At 59.4% G+C, this 17,001-nt stretch carries 14 protein-coding genes; 7 read left to right on the forward strand and 7 right to left on the reverse strand.

Features of this window, described 5'->3' with window-relative positions; all coding sequences use genetic code 11:
* Position 1 precedes the first annotated feature (1 nt).
* From MTX78_RS14395 to MTX78_RS14410, 4 genes are read left to right on the forward strand one after another with little or no spacing between them, the layout of a single operon-like run.
* Positions 2 to 1,048: an ABC transporter ATP-binding protein gene (locus MTX78_RS14395; RefSeq protein ID WP_243795537.1), complete on the forward strand. Its 1,047-nt coding sequence runs from the start codon at positions 2 to 4 to the stop codon at positions 1,046 to 1,048.
* Between the two features lie 33 nt (positions 1,049 to 1,081).
* Positions 1,082 to 3,313: a TonB-dependent receptor gene (locus MTX78_RS14400; RefSeq protein WP_243795539.1), complete on the forward strand. Its 2,232-nt coding sequence runs from the start codon at positions 1,082 to 1,084 to the stop codon at positions 3,311 to 3,313.
* Positions 3,313 to 3,819 carry a bifunctional adenosylcobinamide kinase/adenosylcobinamide-phosphate guanylyltransferase gene (locus tag MTX78_RS14405; RefSeq protein ID WP_243795541.1) on the forward strand — a complete coding sequence of 169 codons (507 nt, stop codon included), beginning with the start codon at positions 3,313 to 3,315 and terminating at the stop codon, positions 3,817 to 3,819. Before MTX78_RS14400 ends, MTX78_RS14405 begins: the two co-directional genes overlap by 1 nt.
* 37 nt (positions 3,820 to 3,856) lie before the next feature.
* Complete coding sequence (locus MTX78_RS14410; RefSeq protein ID WP_243795543.1) at positions 3,857 to 4,465, forward strand: cob(I)yrinic acid a,c-diamide adenosyltransferase; 609 nt, start codon at positions 3,857 to 3,859, stop codon at positions 4,463 to 4,465.
* 93 nt (positions 4,466 to 4,558) lie between these two features.
* Here MTX78_RS14410 and MTX78_RS14415 read toward each other — a convergent pair whose 3' ends face one another.
* Positions 4,559 to 5,215: a type I restriction-modification system subunit M gene (locus tag MTX78_RS14415; protein WP_243795545.1), complete on the reverse strand. Its 657-nt coding sequence runs from the start codon at positions 5,213 to 5,215 to the stop codon at positions 4,559 to 4,561.
* A 221-nt stretch (positions 5,216 to 5,436) separates the two neighbouring features.
* Here MTX78_RS14415 and MTX78_RS14420 point away from each other — a divergent pair, with 221 nt between their 5' ends.
* Together MTX78_RS14420 and MTX78_RS14425 are read left to right on the forward strand one after the other, a co-directional pair.
* Complete coding sequence (locus MTX78_RS14420; RefSeq protein ID WP_243795547.1) at positions 5,437 to 6,204, forward strand: nucleotidyltransferase domain-containing protein; 768 nt, start codon at positions 5,437 to 5,439, stop codon at positions 6,202 to 6,204.
* A 114-nt stretch (positions 6,205 to 6,318) separates the two neighbouring features.
* Complete coding sequence (locus MTX78_RS14425) at positions 6,319 to 6,726, forward strand: Fic family protein (protein ID WP_243795549.1); 408 nt, start codon at positions 6,319 to 6,321, stop codon at positions 6,724 to 6,726.
* Between the two features lie 701 nt (positions 6,727 to 7,427).
* Here the strand turns inward: MTX78_RS14425 and MTX78_RS14430 are convergent.
* Positions 7,428 to 7,805, reverse strand: a complete 378-nt coding sequence (locus tag MTX78_RS14430) for a SnoaL-like domain-containing protein (protein ID WP_243795551.1) — start codon at positions 7,803 to 7,805, stop codon at positions 7,428 to 7,430.
* Positions 7,806 to 8,059: 254 nt separating this feature from the next.
* Here MTX78_RS14430 and MTX78_RS14435 point away from each other — a divergent pair, with 254 nt between their 5' ends.
* Positions 8,060 to 9,022, forward strand: coding sequence for a helix-turn-helix transcriptional regulator (locus MTX78_RS14435; RefSeq protein WP_243795553.1), 963 nt, complete (start codon positions 8,060 to 8,062; stop codon positions 9,020 to 9,022).
* A gap of 646 nt (positions 9,023 to 9,668) precedes the next feature.
* Here MTX78_RS14435 and MTX78_RS14440 read toward each other — a convergent pair.
* From MTX78_RS14440 to MTX78_RS14460, 5 genes are all read right to left on the reverse strand, one after another.
* Positions 9,669 to 10,085 carry a response regulator gene (locus MTX78_RS14440; RefSeq protein ID WP_243795555.1) on the reverse strand — a complete coding sequence of 139 codons (417 nt, stop codon included), beginning with the start codon at positions 10,083 to 10,085 and terminating at the stop codon, positions 9,669 to 9,671.
* 17 nt (positions 10,086 to 10,102) lie between these two features.
* Complete coding sequence (locus MTX78_RS14445; protein WP_243795556.1) at positions 10,103 to 12,190, reverse strand: PAS domain-containing sensor histidine kinase; 2,088 nt, start codon at positions 12,188 to 12,190, stop codon at positions 10,103 to 10,105.
* Positions 12,096 to 12,713, reverse strand: coding sequence for a PAS domain-containing protein (locus tag MTX78_RS14450; protein ID WP_243795558.1), 618 nt, complete (start codon positions 12,711 to 12,713; stop codon positions 12,096 to 12,098). Before MTX78_RS14450 ends, MTX78_RS14445 begins: the two co-directional genes overlap by 95 nt.
* Before the next feature lie 564 nt (positions 12,714 to 13,277).
* The gene (locus tag MTX78_RS14455; RefSeq protein ID WP_243795560.1) at positions 13,278 to 14,480 is read right to left on the reverse strand and encodes a PAS domain-containing sensor histidine kinase; all 1,203 of its coding nucleotides are present in this window, start codon (positions 14,478 to 14,480) and stop codon (positions 13,278 to 13,280) included.
* 298 nt (positions 14,481 to 14,778) lie between these two features.
* On the reverse strand, positions 14,779 to 17,001 hold the full coding sequence (locus tag MTX78_RS14460; RefSeq protein ID WP_243795562.1) for a PAS domain-containing sensor histidine kinase: 2,223 nt from the start codon (positions 16,999 to 17,001) through the stop codon (positions 14,779 to 14,781).

Raw genomic sequence — 17,001 nt, forward strand, 5'->3', positions numbered from 1 at the left:
CATGTCCACGCGCATCCCCTTGCTCACAGCCGAGGCGTTGGCTGTTGGCTACGTGTACAAAAAGTCGCCCCGGCCGGTAGCGGGCCCGCTTCAGTTGGCTTTGTGGCCCGGTGAATTGGTGTGTTTGCTGGGGCCGAATGGAGCTGGCAAATCCACGCTGCTGCGCACGTTAGCTGGCTTGCAACCCCCACTCAGCGGCCAACTACACCTAGCAGACACGGCCCTAAGTAGCTTGAGCGCCACTGAACGAGCCCGCCAACTGAGCGTGGTGCTCACTGACCGGGTTGAGGCGGGCAACCTTACCGTGCAAGACCTGGTTAGCCTGGGCCGCCACCCCCACACCGGCTGGCTCGGCGGCTTGTCAACTCAAGACGACGCCCACGTGCAAGCGGCGCTGGCCGCTACCGGCACTACCAGCTTCGCCCGCCGGCCAGTAGGGGAACTCAGCGACGGGGAGCGCCAGAAGGTGCTGCTGGCCCGCGCACTGGCGCAGGATACGCCCATCGTGCTGCTGGATGAACCCACCGCCCACCTCGACCTGCCCAACCGCGTGGCCCTCATGCGCCTGCTGCACCAGTTGGCTCGGCAAACTGGCAAGGCCATTCTGCTTTCCACCCATGAACTGGATTTAGCCCTGCAAGCCGCCGACCGGGTGTGGCTGCTGCCCGCCGACGGAGAACTGCGCACGGGCACTCCCGAAGACCTGGTGCTAAGCGGACAATTCGCGGCGGCTTTCACCCGCGAAGGATTGGCCTTCGACCCTAGCACCGGCACGTTTGCCCTCCACGCTCCCACTGGCCCCGCCGTGCAGATTCTCGGCGGAGGTGCCGTGGCATTTTGGACGCGCCGCGCCCTGGAACGCGAAGGGTTCGTGCCAACCGCTGGCCCAGCAGCCCGGCGTGTGGCAACCTCCGCCGACCCCGTGCTCTGGACCACCCAAATAGACGCCGAGACCCCGCAAACGCACGCCACCATGGAAGCCATGCTGCGCACGCTACGGGAAATTCCAGCCAACCAACCGCGCACGGCAGCAGTGCCCACCTGCTAATTTTTGTCTTGATTTCTTGCTTTACCCTACTTCATGAACAAGCACTCTTTACGCCAACATCCTTTCTTTTCACTGGCCAAACCGTTACTCCTCGGAGCGCCGTTGCTGGCGGCTACCGTGTACCAGACGCAGGCCCAAGCCCCCGTACCCGTCGCCGATACGTTGCAACGCCAACGCCTGAGTGAAGTGGTGGTAACGGCTACCCGCGCGGCCACCGAGCGAGGCAAACTGCCGCAGCAGATTCAGGTTGTTCGCCGCCAGGATATCGAGCAGACACCCGCCCAAGACTTCACCGATGTGCTCAAGAAAAACGCCTCGGTTGATATCATTCAATACCCCGGCTTATTGTCGGGGGTGGGCATCCGTGGCTTCCGGCCCCAAACCAGCGGGCTCAACCAACGGGCATTGCTGCTGGTTGATGGGCGCCCAGCCGGCACCGGTAACCTCTCCACCCTCGATTTGGGCAGCGTAAAGCAGGTAGAAGTTTTGAAGGGCCCGGCTTCGGCGCTGTACGGCTCGCAGGCCATGGGTGGCGTTGTGAACGTGGTGACGCGCAAGTCCCGCGGGGCAGTGCGCTCGTCGCTGGCCGCCGGGTACGGCAGCTACCAGACGTTTACGGTGGGCGGCGCTACCGGCGGCAACCTCACCGAAAAACTGGATTTCGACCTCTCATTTGGTCTCTTTGATCGGGCCGCCGATTACCGGTTGGGTAGAGGCGGCGTCTTCCGTAGCTGGCTCGACGGCGGCAGCGCCACCAAAACCTACGCCAACGACAGCACCGCCCAAACCGACGACCGGCGTGCCGACGGCCAACGCCGCACCTTCACCAAGCTGAACTACTATTCGGGAGCGTTGCGCCTCGGCTACCAGTTGAACGAGCACTGGCACGTAGACGTCCGCGGGGAGCGGTTCGTGGCTCGCAATGTGCAGTCCCCCAACGACATTTTCTACGGGGACCTGGGGCCATCATCCAAAGACATCGAGCGACAAAATCTGGACCTGAGTGCTACCGGCGACTACGAGCATCATCAACTGTTTGTGCGCGGCTATACTTCCATTGAAACCAACGACAACTACACGCTGTCGGCGGGAGCCAACAATGCGCTTATTGCGCCCTACCGCTCGTTCCAGAGCGAGTACTTGTGGAAAGGCGTACAAGTGAAAGACGTAATCAAGTTGGGCAGCCAGCGCATCACGGTGGGCATCGACCGGAACGAGGCCACCAGCAACTCTCAGCGCTTCAACGCCACTAACACCTCCATTGCGCCTTTCAACCCCAATTACGAGCTGAACACCACCGGCTTCTATGCCCAAGGCCAATTCAATTTCTTTCAGGAAAAGCTGATTGTAACCCCCGGCGCTCGGTATGATTTAATCACCTATAACGTGCAGCAAACCGACCTGCTGACCACGTTTACGCCGGGCAAAACCACCAATCCGTTCTTCAGCCCCAGCCTCGGTGCGCAATATTCTCTCACGGAAGGCTTGCGCCTGCACGGTACCATTGGCCGGGCCTACGTCACGCCCGATGCCTACAACGTGGCTGGTTTCTCTCAAACTACACCCAATGCCACCCAACAAGTAGCCATTACGGAAGGCAATGCCAGCCTGAAAAACGAGAGCAGCGTGACCTGGGACGCTGGATTGCGCTACGAAAACAACACCAGCGGCTTCTCGGCTGGGGCAGCGTTCTTCTCCACACAGGTCGAGAACCGTATTACCACCCGCACCACCAACCCAGTGGGCGAAACCACTCCCGAAGGGTATAGGGTCCGCTCCCGCACCACGTACGTAAACGCCAACGACAGCCGCATCCGCGGCCTGGAAGCGGAAGCTGGCTATGATGTTGGGGCGCTGGCCGACAGTCGCTACGAACTGCGCTTGTTTGCTGGGGGCACCAGTATTTTGAAAGCCGAAGACGTAACCAATAACACCGACGGCTCGCAAACCACCCGCGGTATCTTCAACGTGGCGCGGCTGAGCGGCAACTACGGCCTCGCCTACGACAACAACCGGGGCCTGCGGGCCCGCCTGAGTGGCCACTACGTAGACCGCCGCCGCGACACTGACTTCACGGACATCAGCTCGCCCCAAATTCTGTATCCGCGCTACATGACCCTGGATCTGTCGGCGGGCTACACACTGGCGGGCAAGCACACCCTGTCGGTGCTGGTCAACAACCTCACCGACGAAAACTACTACGAGAAGCGGGGCTACAACCTGCCAGGCCGCAACATCTCGGGCCGTTACACCCTCACGTTCTAATGCAGCTCTACTACATTTCCGGCGGGCAGCGCTCTGGCAAAAGCCGTTATGCCCAGGAACTGGCCTTGCAGCTTAGTGCCACCCCTGTGTATCTGGCTACCTCACGGGCCTGGGACGACGACCACCGGCAGCGTATTGCTCGGCACGTAGCCGACCGGGATGAACGCTGGACCACGTTGGAAGAGGAAAAGTACCTGAGCCGCCTCGACCTGACCGGCCGTACCGTGGTGTTGGACTGCGTGACCCTCTGGCTCACCAACTTTTTCACCGACGCAGAATACGAGGTCGAGAAGGCGCTGCAACAAGCCCAGCAGGAATTCGACAAGCTGATGCTACAGGAATGCACTCTGCTCGTGATTTCCAACGAAATCGGGATGGGGCTGCACGCCTCAACCGAGGCCGGCAGGAAGTTCACGGATTTGCAAGGCTGGCTGAACCAATACATTGCTCAGCGCGCCGACCATGCCATTTTCATGGTATCAGGGCTGCCACTCACCATAAAGTAGCTTCGGCTCACAGCAACTCACCTACTATTCATAGCTCATGAAGATCTACACCAAGAAAGGCGATGCCGGTACTACCGGCCTATTCGGGGGGCAGCGCGTCTCGAAAGATGATGTGCGCGTGGAGTGCTTCGGCACCCTGGACGAGGCCAATTCCACGCTGGGTTTGCTCCGGGTGAAGCTGGGCAACGAGCACCCCTGGCAGCCCCAGCTCCACAAGATCCAGAAGGATTTGATGGACATGATGTCGCACTTGGCGCGGCCTTCGGATGCCAAGAAAACCAACCCCAATCCGCTACCAACCGACGGAGCCCAATTCTGTGAAGAATGGATCGACGAGCTGGAAAGCCAGATGACCTCCCCTTCCGACTATTTCTTGCTGCCCGGCGGCAACGAGGTTTCGGCGTTGTGCCACGTGGCGCGCACGCAGATGCGGCGCGGGGAGCGGCGCCTGGTTAGTTTGATGGCCGTTGACACCGTGCATCCTGCTATTCCCGCTTACATCAACCGTTTGTCGGATTTGTTTTTCACCATGGCGCGGGCCGAGATGGACAAAGCCGGCGTAGCCGAAGAAAAATGGCAGCTCTTTCTCTACAAACGCTTCAAAAAAGCGGAAGAACCTACCAAACCCGACCAACCAGCCGCTTAGCAACGAGGCCAGCTGCATAGAGTTGGTTGCGCATTTGCAGCTCCGCAACCAACCGAAAAACGCTAAAGACGAGTTTTAAAAGGTATGTCCCTTTCAAAACTCGTCTTTGTTGCTTGACGTCCCGCAGGCCGGATCCAGGATGCGCCCCGTGTGCGGCTCCAGAATCTCTACAATCAGCCGCACCACCGAGGTAGGAGTGTAGAACTCTCCGCCCTTCTGCCCCTCGCTCAGCGCGAATTTGCCCAGGAAGTATTCGTAAATCTTCCCAAACACGTCCCCCTCGGTAATCTTCAGCCCGGCTATTTCCCCCAGGATTCCTCGCAGCACGTCATCCGGTATCTTTCGGTAGTCGGCCTTGGGCAGCACAATGCCGGCGTCCGGGTTGGCCTCCTCGAAGGCCTCCATGGCTTCAATCACTTTTTCCGGCGCACTGTCGTTAGGCCCCAGCTGCAGCAGGGTGTTATCGTAGTGCGCCTCCTTGGGCACCACGAAGCCAATCACCCGCACGTAGGTCTGGGTCGGCTCTTCCACGTTGCGGCCCGTCTGCTTCGCCGCATTCTGGGCGTCAGCCTCGGCCCGCATTTTCTCAAACCGGTTGGTGGCGTAGCGCAGAAAAAACAGCCCCAGCAGCGGGGCGGCGTATTCGCTCGATTTCAGGTTGCTCTTGGCCCGCAGGCGGTCGGCCGCGGCCCAGAGGTTGTCTTCAAACACTTTCGGGCGGGGCACCCGGTCAAACAGTAACGAATTCAAAATCAATTAGTGTAATGGTAGGCAAAGCAAAACCTGGTTGTAGCCTTATTAAAGGCATACCCCTAAATGTACATAGCTATTCGGAGGCTATAACATAGCACATCTAAATCAGCATAAAAGGCTAAATAAATTAGTATTTACTAACGCCAATACATTCGATTCTGTTACCCAGTTTAACCGCTTTACTTGACTTTCAGCCACACCTAATTGCTCCCGTTTTTATGATCAAGTTGAACTCTTTACTTACTGCCGAGAGCCCTTCCCAGCGCGTAGCTCGCAAGACCGACTTGTTCTTACTGCTCTACCAGATAGGCCAAGAGTTGGAAATCCCGGCGGCTCGTTATCAAGAAGCTGAAAAGCGCTACGGTAGCGTCATTACCTACCTCGACGGCTGCCCTATCCTTGGTGCTCTTCAGCCTCATGCTTTCCCGCAGGGTTCATTTGCTCTGGGCACCACCGTGCGCCCCCTCCACGGTGAGGAGTACGACCTTGACTTTATTTACCTATTGCGAGGTGCACACCCTCAACTCTACAACCAACAACAGATCTACGATTCCCTTTTCCAACGCCTGAAAGGGAACGGCACTTACGCCAGCATGGTGGAATTGAAAAAGCGGTGCGTACGCATCATTTACGCCAATGAATTTCACCTCGATATAACCCCGGCAGTCAGCAACCCAGCTTGCCAGCAAGGCAGCATTCTGGTGCCCGACCGCAAGCTAAAAATCTGGAAACCTTCCAATCCCGCTGGCTATGTTGCTTGGTTCACACCGATTGCAGCCCTGGTACCACGCGCACAGCAATTTGACAAAGCATTACCTTTTGGCCGCCACCTTGTTACGCTAGCCTCCGCCGAGCCCGTTCCTGCCCAGGGTGAGCCCCGCGGCATCCTGCGTCGGGCCGTGCAGTTCATGAAGCGCCACCGTGATGTATACCGGGAAAACAACCCACAGCTAGCAGATTTCGCCCCCATTAACTGTTATCGGTAGTAAGGTATTTTAATAACCGATTAAATGCCCATCAGGTGTTGGAGTGCTTATACGATCTTGTCGGACTTGACAAAGCTGGATGTCCTAAATCCTCCCGCCCAGCGATGCTATATTATGTCGGCGCAAATTCAGGCCGAACGCCAAACCTATTACGATTTGCTGGAAACCAGCCAGCGCGGCCCGCTGGATCTGACGCCCTGGCTGACATGGTTTCTGCAGTGCTTGGGGCGGGCGCTCACCAGTGCCGAACACACCCTGGCGCAGGTCTTAGCTAAAGCCCGGTTTTGGGAGCAGCATCGGCTCACGCCGCTCACGGAGCGGCAGCGCCGCTTGGTGCAGCGGCTGCTCGACGGCTTTGAGGGCAAGCTGACTACCTCGAAGTGGGCGCGTATGGCCAAGTGCTCCCAGGACACGGCCGGACGCGACATCGCCGATCTGATCGACAAGGGTATTCTGCTCAAAGAAGGCGCAGGTGGCCGGAGCACCAGTTATCGCCTAGCACCCGAGGAAACGAGCTGCTAAGAACGAATACGGCTTATCCGTTGTACGCGTAGACCTCGATTATACAGTGGTAGGAGATCGGCCTAAAACTACCCAAATCTTAATTTGTCACATTAGTTAAACGCTGCTCTTAAAATGCTACAGGCCGCGGTGCTCGGTAGCACGCTTGCGGCGTGGAGAGGATATGCCTTAGGGCGTTGCCTAACGGCTCACGTGCCGTCGGCCAGGAGCTAGGGGGGCGGCGAAAAACGATGCCTGTACGGCCCTTTTTTTTACGGGTAGCGGTGCCGGTACCAACGGCTAGTGAGTAGGCCAATAGCCTTAACCTACTCACTATACCAGCCAAGTGGGTCGACTACCTGTGCAATTTTTACTCCGGCAGTACTGCTATCTGGATTCCTAAATTGCGTACCACGGCCACCGCCTGGTCCCAACAGACGGGGCCCGGCCGGCGGCACCGGAGGCAGAGGATACGGTCGCAGTCCTCCAAATCGAAGCTCGCGGTCAGCTCCGGGCATGCCTTGGACAGTGCCTGCAGCACCACGGCGGCCTGTTCGGCCGAGGTGACGGTGGTTCGGTAGACTTCGATGGCGTAGCTGCCCAGCGCGACAACCGGGGACCCGGCACCCAAAGGAGCCGGCAGGAGCTGCGGCGCAGGGGATAAGAAAAGAAGGCCCGTGGGCGGCCGTCGGCCGGGGCGGTCGCCCACGGGTAGGGGATGATTAGTAGGCGGCATCATTGTAGAAGAACTGCTCTTTTATGATGTAGCCCTCGGCCACTTCGAACACGCCCACCTGGTCTTTCTGCACGCGGCCTCGGTCTTTCAGCGTGACGTCCATGCCCATGGTGCAGGCAAAGTAGTATGAAGCCACGACGGGTTGACCACAAAAGCCGCCGTGCCGCGCCTCGATTTGCGCCTCTAGAAGCGCTTCTTTGTCGCGCATGGCCTGAATACCCTGGACCGTGATCGGCAGCTGCGACACGTTTTCCGGCTCGATGCTGACCGCGTCGGGGGCGTAGAGTTCGTCCTGAATCTGGTGGAGTTGGCCGCGCTGGGCCAGGGCATAGTACCGGTCGGCAATTTCTTGAATGGTTCGCATACAATGGGGGGTGAAGTGACTGTGCGGGCAAAGGAAAAGGGCGACTGCGACAGCAGTATGTCAGCAGCCGGTGGCGACCTGTTTTTATGTTGCTGTTCTGCGGGCACTCCCCCACTGGGCCCGCTGGCCAGCAGCGCGGCCGATGCGTTCTTTTCCGCGTATTGTTGCGTATGTTGGGGGCTTAGCCCCTAGCGGACAGCGCGCCTGCCGCGGCCCGCTTTCGGGCGTTACGCCATCTTTCTACGCCGTTTTGCATGAACCGATTCGACCGCATTACCGGTATTTTGCTGCAATTGCAGGCCCGGCGCGTGGTGCGCGGCCAGGCCCTGGCCGAGCGGTTCGGCGTGAGCCTGCGCACCATCTACCGCGATTTGCGCACGCTCGAAGCAGCCGGCGTACCACTTTACGGCGAAGCCGGGGTCGGTTTCTCGCTGGCCGAGGGCTACCGCCTGCCGCCCGTCATGTTTACCCGCGACGAAGCCGTGGCCTTACTCACCGGGGAGAAGCTAGCCGCCCGCCTCACCGACGAGCAGACCGCCACCCACAGCCGCGAGGCCCTGGACAAGTTGCGGGCGGTGCTGCGCCGCCCCGACCGCGACTACCTCGACGCCCTGGCCCCCCGCCTGGAGGTGCGGCGCCTGCGCACGCAACCGGCAACGCCCGCCGCCGACAGCGGGACGCACCAACGCCTGCTTGCGGCCACGATGTCTCGGCGCGTGGTGCGGTTGTGCTACCGCGCCGGCTTGGCCGAGGCCAGCACCGCGCGCGACGTCGAGCCGATCGGCTGCTACCTGCAGCAGCAGTGGCACCTGGTGGCGTACTGCCGGCTGCGGCAGGATTTCCGGGATTTTCGCTTCGACCGCATCGAGCACCTGGAAGTGCGCGACGAAACCTTCCCCGAGCGGCCGGAAACGCTGAACTCGTACTGGTCGGCCCAGGCCGTGCGCCGCCAGCAGTTAGCGGTGGCCCGCGTGCGCTTTCAGCCCGAAGCCGTGCGCTCCATCCAGGACACCAAGCACCAGTACGGGTGGGTGCAGGAAGAAGTAGGACCCGATGGCACCGTGGAAATGTCCTTTCTGCCGGGGAGTCTGCGCTACCTAGCCGCGTGGCTGTTGCCCCAGGCGGGCTCGTTCAGGGTGGTCACGCCGCCGGAACTGCAGCAGCAGTTGCGCGAGTTGGCCCAGGCCGCACACGCCTGTTTTGGCGACGCGGGCTAAGCTTAGCACCGGCGGAGTCAGGCAGCGGGGCACTCCACTGCGCTGCCTGGAATGCGTCGCCCAACCTCACGGGGACGGCTTGGCGTCATGTTAGCCTCGGCTGCTATAAGCAGGCCAGTCCGAGAACCAGCATTATATAAATCAGCTTTTGACAGCAACAAGAGAGAAAAGCAGTTGCCTCTTTCCATACTCAAAATCTTATTTGCCTAGGCCAAAAAACAGTGCTTGGAGCTAGTAAGTACTGACACTCACTTGCCCACTAATTGCGTGTTTATTCGGAGAAAATGATGATTTCACGCAGGTTACTGAACCGTTAGCTAACAGGGGGCCGTTCTCAATACCGGACTCTTCTACTAGGATGAAGCACGACGGCGGCAACTGGTTCGGGAATGCCTGGGGATAACGCAGGGAACGGCGTTGGCTGCTCAGGGCTACGAATTGCGCCTGCTGGTGCAGTTCATCCAGGGAAAGTTGACCATTGACCAAGTGTGCGGCCTACTCGACGCGCCTCCCCGGTGCCTCCTCTACTAGGGGGCCACGAGCGGAGGAACCGAAAACCCCGCTAAGGAAGTTGGACTAGAAGCACTTCCCCACGAGGAGGAGTGGTTCAAAGAGTGGTACAGCCGTTACCCAGGCCCTGGCGAAACTAGGCTACTGGCTGGGTGAAATGCTCCAGTAGCAGGGCGTGGACCTTTTCCTTGGTCAGCGGCTTATTCAGAAAGCCCGCAATGGGCAGCTGCTGGGCGTGGGCCAGGTCCACGGGGTGCAGCGAGCTGGTGAGCAGGACGATGACAATGGCTTGCTGCTGGGCCAGCGGCAGCTGCACGTAGGCTTCCAGAAAGGCCAGCCCGTTGAGCACGGGCATGTTCATGTCCAGCAAAATGAGTTGGGGGCAGGTCGTGGTTTCGGCCACACAGGTTTGCCCGAGCGTGCGCAGGGCCTGCTCGCCGTTTTCGGCCACGAGCACCTGCTCGGCCGCTCCCATGCGGGTAAGCAGGAGTTTATTAAGATAATTAGTCGTGGGGTCGTCATCGACCAGCAGGATACTTGTTAAGGCAGGCATGGCCATACACAGTGCACTTAGGCAGGAAAGGTAACCGTGAAGGTGGTGCCGATGCCCGGCTGGCTCTGCACGGTGATGCGGCCCCCGGCATTCTCCACCAGACGCTTGGTAATGTAGAGGCCCACGCCGGTACCTTCTACGTGGGTATGCAGGCGCTGGAACAGACCAAAGAGTTGCCGTTGCTGCCCCACGCTCATGCCCAGCCCATTATCCTGCACCGTGAGCACTACCCCGGACGCGGTGTGCACGGCATGCACGCGCACCTGCGAAAGCCGCTCCGGAGCGCGGTATTTGATGGCATTGCCAAGCAAATTGTACACGATGCTGCGCAGGTTGGCGGGGGAGAACGAGACGACCAACTCGGGGTCTACCTCGACCGTGAGCTGAGTGTCTGCCGCCGCGCTAGCGGGCCCCAGGTCCAGGCGTACATTCTCCACCACTTGCGCCAGCCGCACCGGTTCGGCGGGGCCGGCGTGGGCCAGTTGCAGCTTTGAGATGTCGGTGAGCTGGTCAATGGTCAGCCGGAAGCGGGTCACGGTCGTGTCTAGCAACGCCAGCAGGTGCGCTACGACCTCGTCCTGCTGCACGCCGGGCGGCAGCGTATCGCGCAAGGCCAGCACGATGCTTTCGATGTTGGTAATCGGGGCCTTGAGGTCATGCGAAGCGGTGTAGACGAACGTGTCCAGGTCCACGTTGGTGCGCATGAGCTGGGTGTTGCTCTTGTTTAACTCTTCGTTGGTCGCGGTAAGCTCTTTATTGGTGCCTGCTAACTCCTCGTTGATGAGGGCTAGTTCTTCATTCAGGTCCTGCACCCGCTGGCGGGCCCGCACCTGCTCGGTAAACTCCACCGTAAAGTTGAGAATGCCGTTGATACGGCCCCGCTCGTCACGCCGTGCTTGGTAGACCACAGTGAAATAGCGCTCCTCGAGCAGCCCATCCTCGGCGCGGGCTACGGGAATGAGCAACTCGTGCTCTTGATGCGTTTCGCCCGTCTCGTATACATGTCGGAGCAGTTGTTCCACGTTCGTGCCAACCAGTTCAGGCATGGCCACTAATAGGGGCAAGCCCAGTAGCGGGCGGTGAGGCTGTAGCTGCTGGTAGCTGGGGTTGATGACCTCATAGACCCAGTCGGGACCGGCGAAGATGCAGATCCCAACCGGGGCCTGCTCGAACAGGTCGTACAGCTTGCGCTGCTGCTCTGCTTGTTCCCGACGCACCAGCACCTGCTCGGTCACGTCGTAGGCATAGGTGACGAAGCCATCAATCTGTCCGGCCTCGTCGCGGCGCGCCTGGTAGGTCAGGTCAAAGTAAATATCTTCTACGGGGCCGCCCGCGGTGCGGGCTAGCGGCACGAGCACCGCGTGAGCCTCGAACGGCTCGCCCGTATCGTAGACACGGTGCAAGATAGCCATCAGGGGCTGTTCGGCTATTTCAGGCAGGGCATCCACTAGGCGCTTGCCTAGTAGCTCGCGGTCGGGGAACATGGCTTGGTAGCCCGGGTTCACAAACTCGTACACCCACTCCGGGCCGTCGAAAATGCAGATGCCGGCCGGGGCCCGCATCATGAGCTCGTACCATTGTCGCCGCTGGCGCTCGGTGGTCGCCTGCGCGTTTTTGAGCTGGTAAGTGCGCTTCTGCACGCGGGCTTCCAGCTCCTGGTTGAGTTGCTGCAACTGCTGCTGCGTTTCACTCAACACCGTGTTCGCCTGGTGGTATTCCTCGTTGGTAGCCCGAAGTTCTTCGTTGAGGGCAGCTAGTTCCTCATTGAGATGCTGTACCTGCTGGCGCGCTAGCACTTGGTTTGTCACTTCGATGGCCGAACATAGGATGCCGGAAATGTGCTGTGTTCCCTCGTAAACGGGCTGAGAGGTGATGTTGAAATAGCCCTGGTAGGCTTGCTGGTTCTGGTTGATGCTCACCAATAGTTCCTGCAATGCAACAGTTCGGCCGGTTTCCAGCACATCGGCAAATACCTGCTCAAAGCCCTGGCCGGCTAAGTCGGGTAGGGCTTCAAAGTGGGGTCGACCCACTACCTGGTCTAGAGGCCGCCCCCAGATGGCGCCCATGCGCGCATTTGCCCATTCCAGTACAAAGGTGGGGGCCACGCATCAGGCCCATGGCCACCGGTGCTTCCTGGTAGACACGCTGCAACTCGGTGCGCTGCAACTCCGCCACGGCGCGAGCTGCTTGCTCGCGGGCCTGGCTTTCGCGCAGCTGCCGCTCGGCCTGGCGGCGGGCGGTGATGTCCTGCACGGATTGAATAATGAACTGCACCTGCCCCTGCGCATCGAGCACGGGCGTGTGGCGCGGCTGCCAGTGGCGCTCGATGAACCGGCCGGGCCGGGTGCGGTCGGGCACGTCGTAGTGCTGCGGGGCCATCTCGTGCGGCTGCTTGGTGGCCAGCACCGTTTCCAGCGAGGCGCGCACGTTGGCCACGGCATTGGCCTCGGGCGTCTCGGGGTTGTCGGGGAAGGCGTCGAAGATGTGCTGCCCCACAATGATGGCTCGCTCCGTGAGGGTGGCGGCCAGGTAGTCGTCGCTAGCCCCCAGTATCACCCAGTCCGGGGACAGCAAGAGGGTAGCACCGGGCTGGGCGTTAAAGACGGGTAGCAAGTCGAGTGGGGACATCAGTACAGCACTAAGGGCCGGGTAAAGGTCGGGGTTTACTAGCGAAGACCCCGTCAAAAAGAGCTGTAGATGCTGCTACAGCCAATCTAAGGAAAGAATACGCTAGGCTCCAAAAGGTGCGCCATACTGAGGCCCTATCTGATGAGTGTTAAAAGATAGCTTAAGGGTGCCTCAGCAGCCCAGTAAGTAGATTCTGAATCATTAGTAGGAAACCGGTGCTTTCTGATACAGCAGGTGCGTTTGCCCCCTCACAAAACGACCTTGAGAACTACGTTTTCAAGGTCGTTTTGTGAGGGGGCAAACCAGTAGTATGTTGAATGCAAATTTCTTGAATCCGAGTTCGTAGCTAGTTTGCTGGCTTACCCATTTTGTAGACGGTGCTTGATAAACGTTGTGGGTGATGTGGCATTTTACGAATACCGTCTTTGTAAAATGCTACATGTTGTCGTGAGGTCTGACGGAATAGTCTTCACTCTATAGTAGGCGGCCGCCCCCCTTTCGTGCCGCCACCGCAACAGGCCATTTTGCTAGGGCCCCGCTCGCTGCAGGCCTCTACTGTTCTGCTTAGTGCAGCTCCACAAAAAAGCAGGTGCCCGCGCCCTCTCGGCTTTCCACCCACAGTTTGCCGCGGTGCAGCTGCACAATCTGCCGGGTGATAAACAAGCCCAGTCCCGTACTGACCTCGCCGCCCACCCCAAGCCGGGCCGAGGAGGTGAACTTCTCAAACAGCTGCTCCTGCAGCGCCTCGGGGATGCCAATACCCGTGTCGCGGACCGTGAACTGCACGCAGCCCGGGCACTCCTGCAGCCGTACCGTCACCCGGCCCCCGGCCGGGGTAAATTTCAAGGCGTTGCTGACTAGGTTGTCCACCACCCGCCCGAAGACGTCGGCGTTCAGGTTGGCTTGCAGCGCCTGGGTCGGCACCTCCAGGGTTAATGTCAGGTTTTTGTCGTGGGCCACCAACTGGTGCGGGACCAGCCGCCGTTCGAGCAAGGCGACCAGGTTGGTGGGTTGCTTTTTTAAGTGGGCGGCGTCGAGCGAGCCCAGAAACAGCACGTCCTGCAGCAGCTTATTGGCCTCGGCGCAGGACTGGCGGATGAGGGCGAGGTAGCGCGCCGTATCCTGTGCCTCGTCCGCTGACTGCTGGGCCGCGTCCGCTTGGCGCTGCAGCAGGTCGGTCAGCAGCTGAATATGGGCAATGGGCGTCTTCAAGTCGTGCGTGACCAGGTGCAGGATGGTTTCCTGCGCGTCGTAGAGCCGTTTCAAAGAAAGCTCCAGGGCCTTGCGCTCACTGATATCTTCGAGCTGCGTGTAGCCCAGTTCGTCTTCCCCGTCCGGGAAGCGAATGGAGGTGACTTGGCACCAGAACGAGGAACCATCGGGGCGCACCAGGCAGGTTTCCAGCATGAAGTGCGACAACTTATGCGCCCACAGCCGCTGCTGTAGATAATGCCAGTCGGCGCGGTGGTCGGGGTGGGCAAACTCCAGGATGCGGTGGCCCACTACGTCTTCCAAGCGGGCACAGCCCAACATGTCCACTACGGCTTGGTTGGCCTGCCGGATCAGCAAGTCCGAGGTGATAATTTTCTGCCCGAACGGCGAATTCTCAAATATGGTCCGGAACCGGTCCTGCCGTTGCTTCTCATCGTCGGCAGCGGCCTGCTCGGCCTGAGCCATCACTTGGTCGGCGCGGAGCTGGCGGTTTTCTTCTTGCAGGGCCGCCAGTTGCGCTTCCAAAGACAGCGGCTCGGGTTGGTGGGGAACCATAACAGTTTCAGTTGGGACGGGGTGAAGAAGCAATACCCCTAATGTAATGAGGATAGTACGGCTAGTAGTCGAACCTAGCCTATACAAGGATAATACGAGGGTTCAATTGGGTGAACCAGTCTCTAAACTCGCTATTATGCGTCGCACTACGTTGCCGATACAGACAGCAAAAAGAAATCAGTCACGTCAAGCATAGCCCTTGATGCTATCCTGTCTCCAAGTACTGGTTGTGCGTAAAGGTGGCATAAAGAATAAGATTCCACTAGTAAGGTGAAACTTGTGGGACGCTGTGAGCTACTTAGATAGGAAAAACAGCCCTAAAGGTGGAACCGCAGCCTACCGTACTCTCGACCCGGATGCTACCGCCGATAGTATCAAGAATTTTCTTCACCAGATACAATCCCATACCTGTTCCTTCCACATGCGTGTGCATGCGTTGGAACACCTGAAAGAGTTGCTTCTGTTGCTCCTCACTCAAACCCAAGCCGTTATCTTGGACGCTGACCACTAAACTGCCCTGTTCGTGGTAGCAGCGCACCTGTACGAACGGGGGACGGTCAGGATGGCCGTACTTGATGGCGTTGCTGAGCAGGTTGTAGACCACCGAACGCAGATTCTTTTCCGAAAGCGTTATAGGTGGACACTCATCCACGTTTATGATGAACTCGGCGTTAGTTTTGGCAATAGGGAGGGCCAGATCCAACAGCACATCTCGCACCATACTGGCCAGCGATACGGCGGGGGACACCTGGCCAGCTTCCGCCTGCAAGCGAGCGGTAGTACTCAGTTCAAGTAAGGTGTGCCGGAATCGCTCAATTGAGCCGTGCATGAGGCTTAGGATCTGCGCGGCTAGGACTGAGCGAGCGGAGATGGGGAATTCCTGGTCCAAGGCGTGCAACAGGCCAGCGAGATTGTTGATGGGCCCTTGCAAGTCATGGGAAGCCGTGTACACGAAAGCATCCAGGTCGCCGTTGGTGCGCACGAGGTGCTGATTCAAGGCCTGTACTTGCGCACGGCCAGCTTCCACCTCCCGTCGAGCGCGAACTGAACCAGTTACATCATAGGCAAAGACGACGACTCCGTCTATTGCTCCGTGCGCGTCGCGGCGGGCTTGGTAGGTGAAGGTACAGTAGATTTCTTCCAGCGGATTGCCTTCGCGACGAGCTAGCTGAAGAGGCAATTCTTCGGCCACATACGGTTCGCCTGTTTCGAATACCTGCCGACACAACCTGGGGATTGGAGTGTCGGCTAATTCGGGTAGGGCGTCCAGTAGAGGCTTGCCCAACAGATCCCGGCCGGGAAAAAGTTGCTGATAGGCCGGATTGACCAAGGTAAAGTGGAAGGCGGCACCCTCCAGGATAACAATCGGCCCCGGGGCATGCATAAACAAATCGTGCAGCTGCTGCTGTTGCCGCTCGATTTCAGCGCGGGCCTGCACTTGCTCGGTGATGTCGTTGATGAGGCAATAGAACCCCACTACCCGTTCCTGCTGCACATCGGGCACGTACGTGGTGCGGATGTGCTTGACTAGATCATCCCGGTAGGGCATGCAGGCTTCAAAGTCCACCCGTTCTCCAGCCAGCGCCCGCGCTATATAAGAGGCGGCGGCAGCATACGCTGCTTCGCCAACCACCTCCCGCACATACTGCCCCCGTAAGGCCCTCGGCGACTGGTGAAACCACTCCTCGTAGGCTTGGTTGTTGAACTGGTAGCGCTGCGCTTGGTCTACGTACGCAATGAGGACTGGTAGGGCATCGGTCACGAGTTGCCGCTGGCGGGCGCCGGCTTCCCGCTCCAGCCGGGCCCGCACCTGCTCCGTTACTTCGTAAGCGAAAATGAGTAGTCCCTCAATACGGCCTGCTCCGTCGCGGGTGGCCTGGAAGATGTACGTGGCAAAGAGGTGTTCTAGCTGGCCCGAATGCCTACGATCCAAGGTCACCGGCACATCCGTGCCGGTGTAGGTTTCACCCGTGCGGTATACGTCGTCGAGCTGGTCGAAAAAGGGTTGGCCTGCGAGTTCGGGCACCGCCTGGCAAAAGGGCTGACCTACCAGCTCGCGGTGGCCGAACATCGCGCGGAAATGATCGTTGGCTAACTCCACTACATGTTCGGGGCCGGTAAGCACAGCAATCATAGCTGGAACCTCCGCGACGAGGCGGTGGAGCCGTAGGCGCTGGGCCTCGGCTTCAGCGCGCGCAAACTCGGTGGCCTGCAGGCTATCGGCAATGGTATCGAGCAGGCCCGCATTGGTAAGGGTTAGCTCCGTATTGAGTTGGCTGACTGCCTCTTCTGCTCGCTGCAAGTCCGCCGCCTGCGTACGTATCTCCTCGTTGTACACTCGTAACTGGTTATTGGCCACAAGCAGTTGCTCGTTGGCAACCCGGAGTTGCTCGTTGGCCACATCCAACTCTTGGTTGACCACCGATAGCCGGTGGTTGGCCTGCACTAATTGCTCGGCTGGGCTGGGCAGCGGAGTTGCGCCGGCAGCGGGTTCAGAGGAGGAAAACAGGGTGTCGGCCAT

This window comes from Hymenobacter tibetensis (assembly GCF_022827545.1).
GTDB lineage: Bacteria > Bacteroidota > Bacteroidia > Cytophagales > Hymenobacteraceae > Hymenobacter > Hymenobacter tibetensis.

Bases quoted from the DNA above. Each gene is read 5' to 3' on its own strand.
- MTX78_RS14395 (WP_243795537.1), top strand. From the start codon at position 2: ATGTCCACGCGCATCCCCTTGCTCACAGCCGAGGCGTTGGCTGTTGGC.
- MTX78_RS14440 (WP_243795555.1), bottom strand. From the start codon at position 10,085: ATGCCTGCCTTAACAAGTATCCTGCTGGTCGATGACGACCCCACGACT.
- MTX78_RS14460 (WP_243795562.1), bottom strand. From the start codon at position 17,001: ATGGCCGACACCCTGTTTTCCTCCTCTGAACCCGCTGCCGGCGCAACT.
- MTX78_RS14420 (WP_243795547.1), top strand. From the start codon at position 5,437: ATGATCAAGTTGAACTCTTTACTTACTGCCGAGAGCCCTTCCCAGCGC.
- MTX78_RS14410 (WP_243795543.1), top strand. From the start codon at position 3,857: ATGAAGATCTACACCAAGAAAGGCGATGCCGGTACTACCGGCCTATTC.
- MTX78_RS14400 (WP_243795539.1), top strand. From the start codon at position 1,082: ATGAACAAGCACTCTTTACGCCAACATCCTTTCTTTTCACTGGCCAAA.
- MTX78_RS14455 (WP_243795560.1), bottom strand. From the start codon at position 14,480: ATGGTTCCCCACCAACCCGAGCCGCTGTCTTTGGAAGCGCAACTGGCG.
- MTX78_RS14425 (WP_243795549.1), top strand. From the start codon at position 6,319: ATGTCGGCGCAAATTCAGGCCGAACGCCAAACCTATTACGATTTGCTG.
- MTX78_RS14405 (WP_243795541.1), top strand. From the start codon at position 3,313: ATGCAGCTCTACTACATTTCCGGCGGGCAGCGCTCTGGCAAAAGCCGT.
- MTX78_RS14450 (WP_243795558.1), bottom strand. From the start codon at position 12,713: ATGTCCCCACTCGACTTGCTACCCGTCTTTAACGCCCAGCCCGGTGCT.
- MTX78_RS14430 (WP_243795551.1), bottom strand. From the start codon at position 7,805: ATGCGAACCATTCAAGAAATTGCCGACCGGTACTATGCCCTGGCCCAG.
- MTX78_RS14435 (WP_243795553.1), top strand. From the start codon at position 8,060: ATGAACCGATTCGACCGCATTACCGGTATTTTGCTGCAATTGCAGGCC.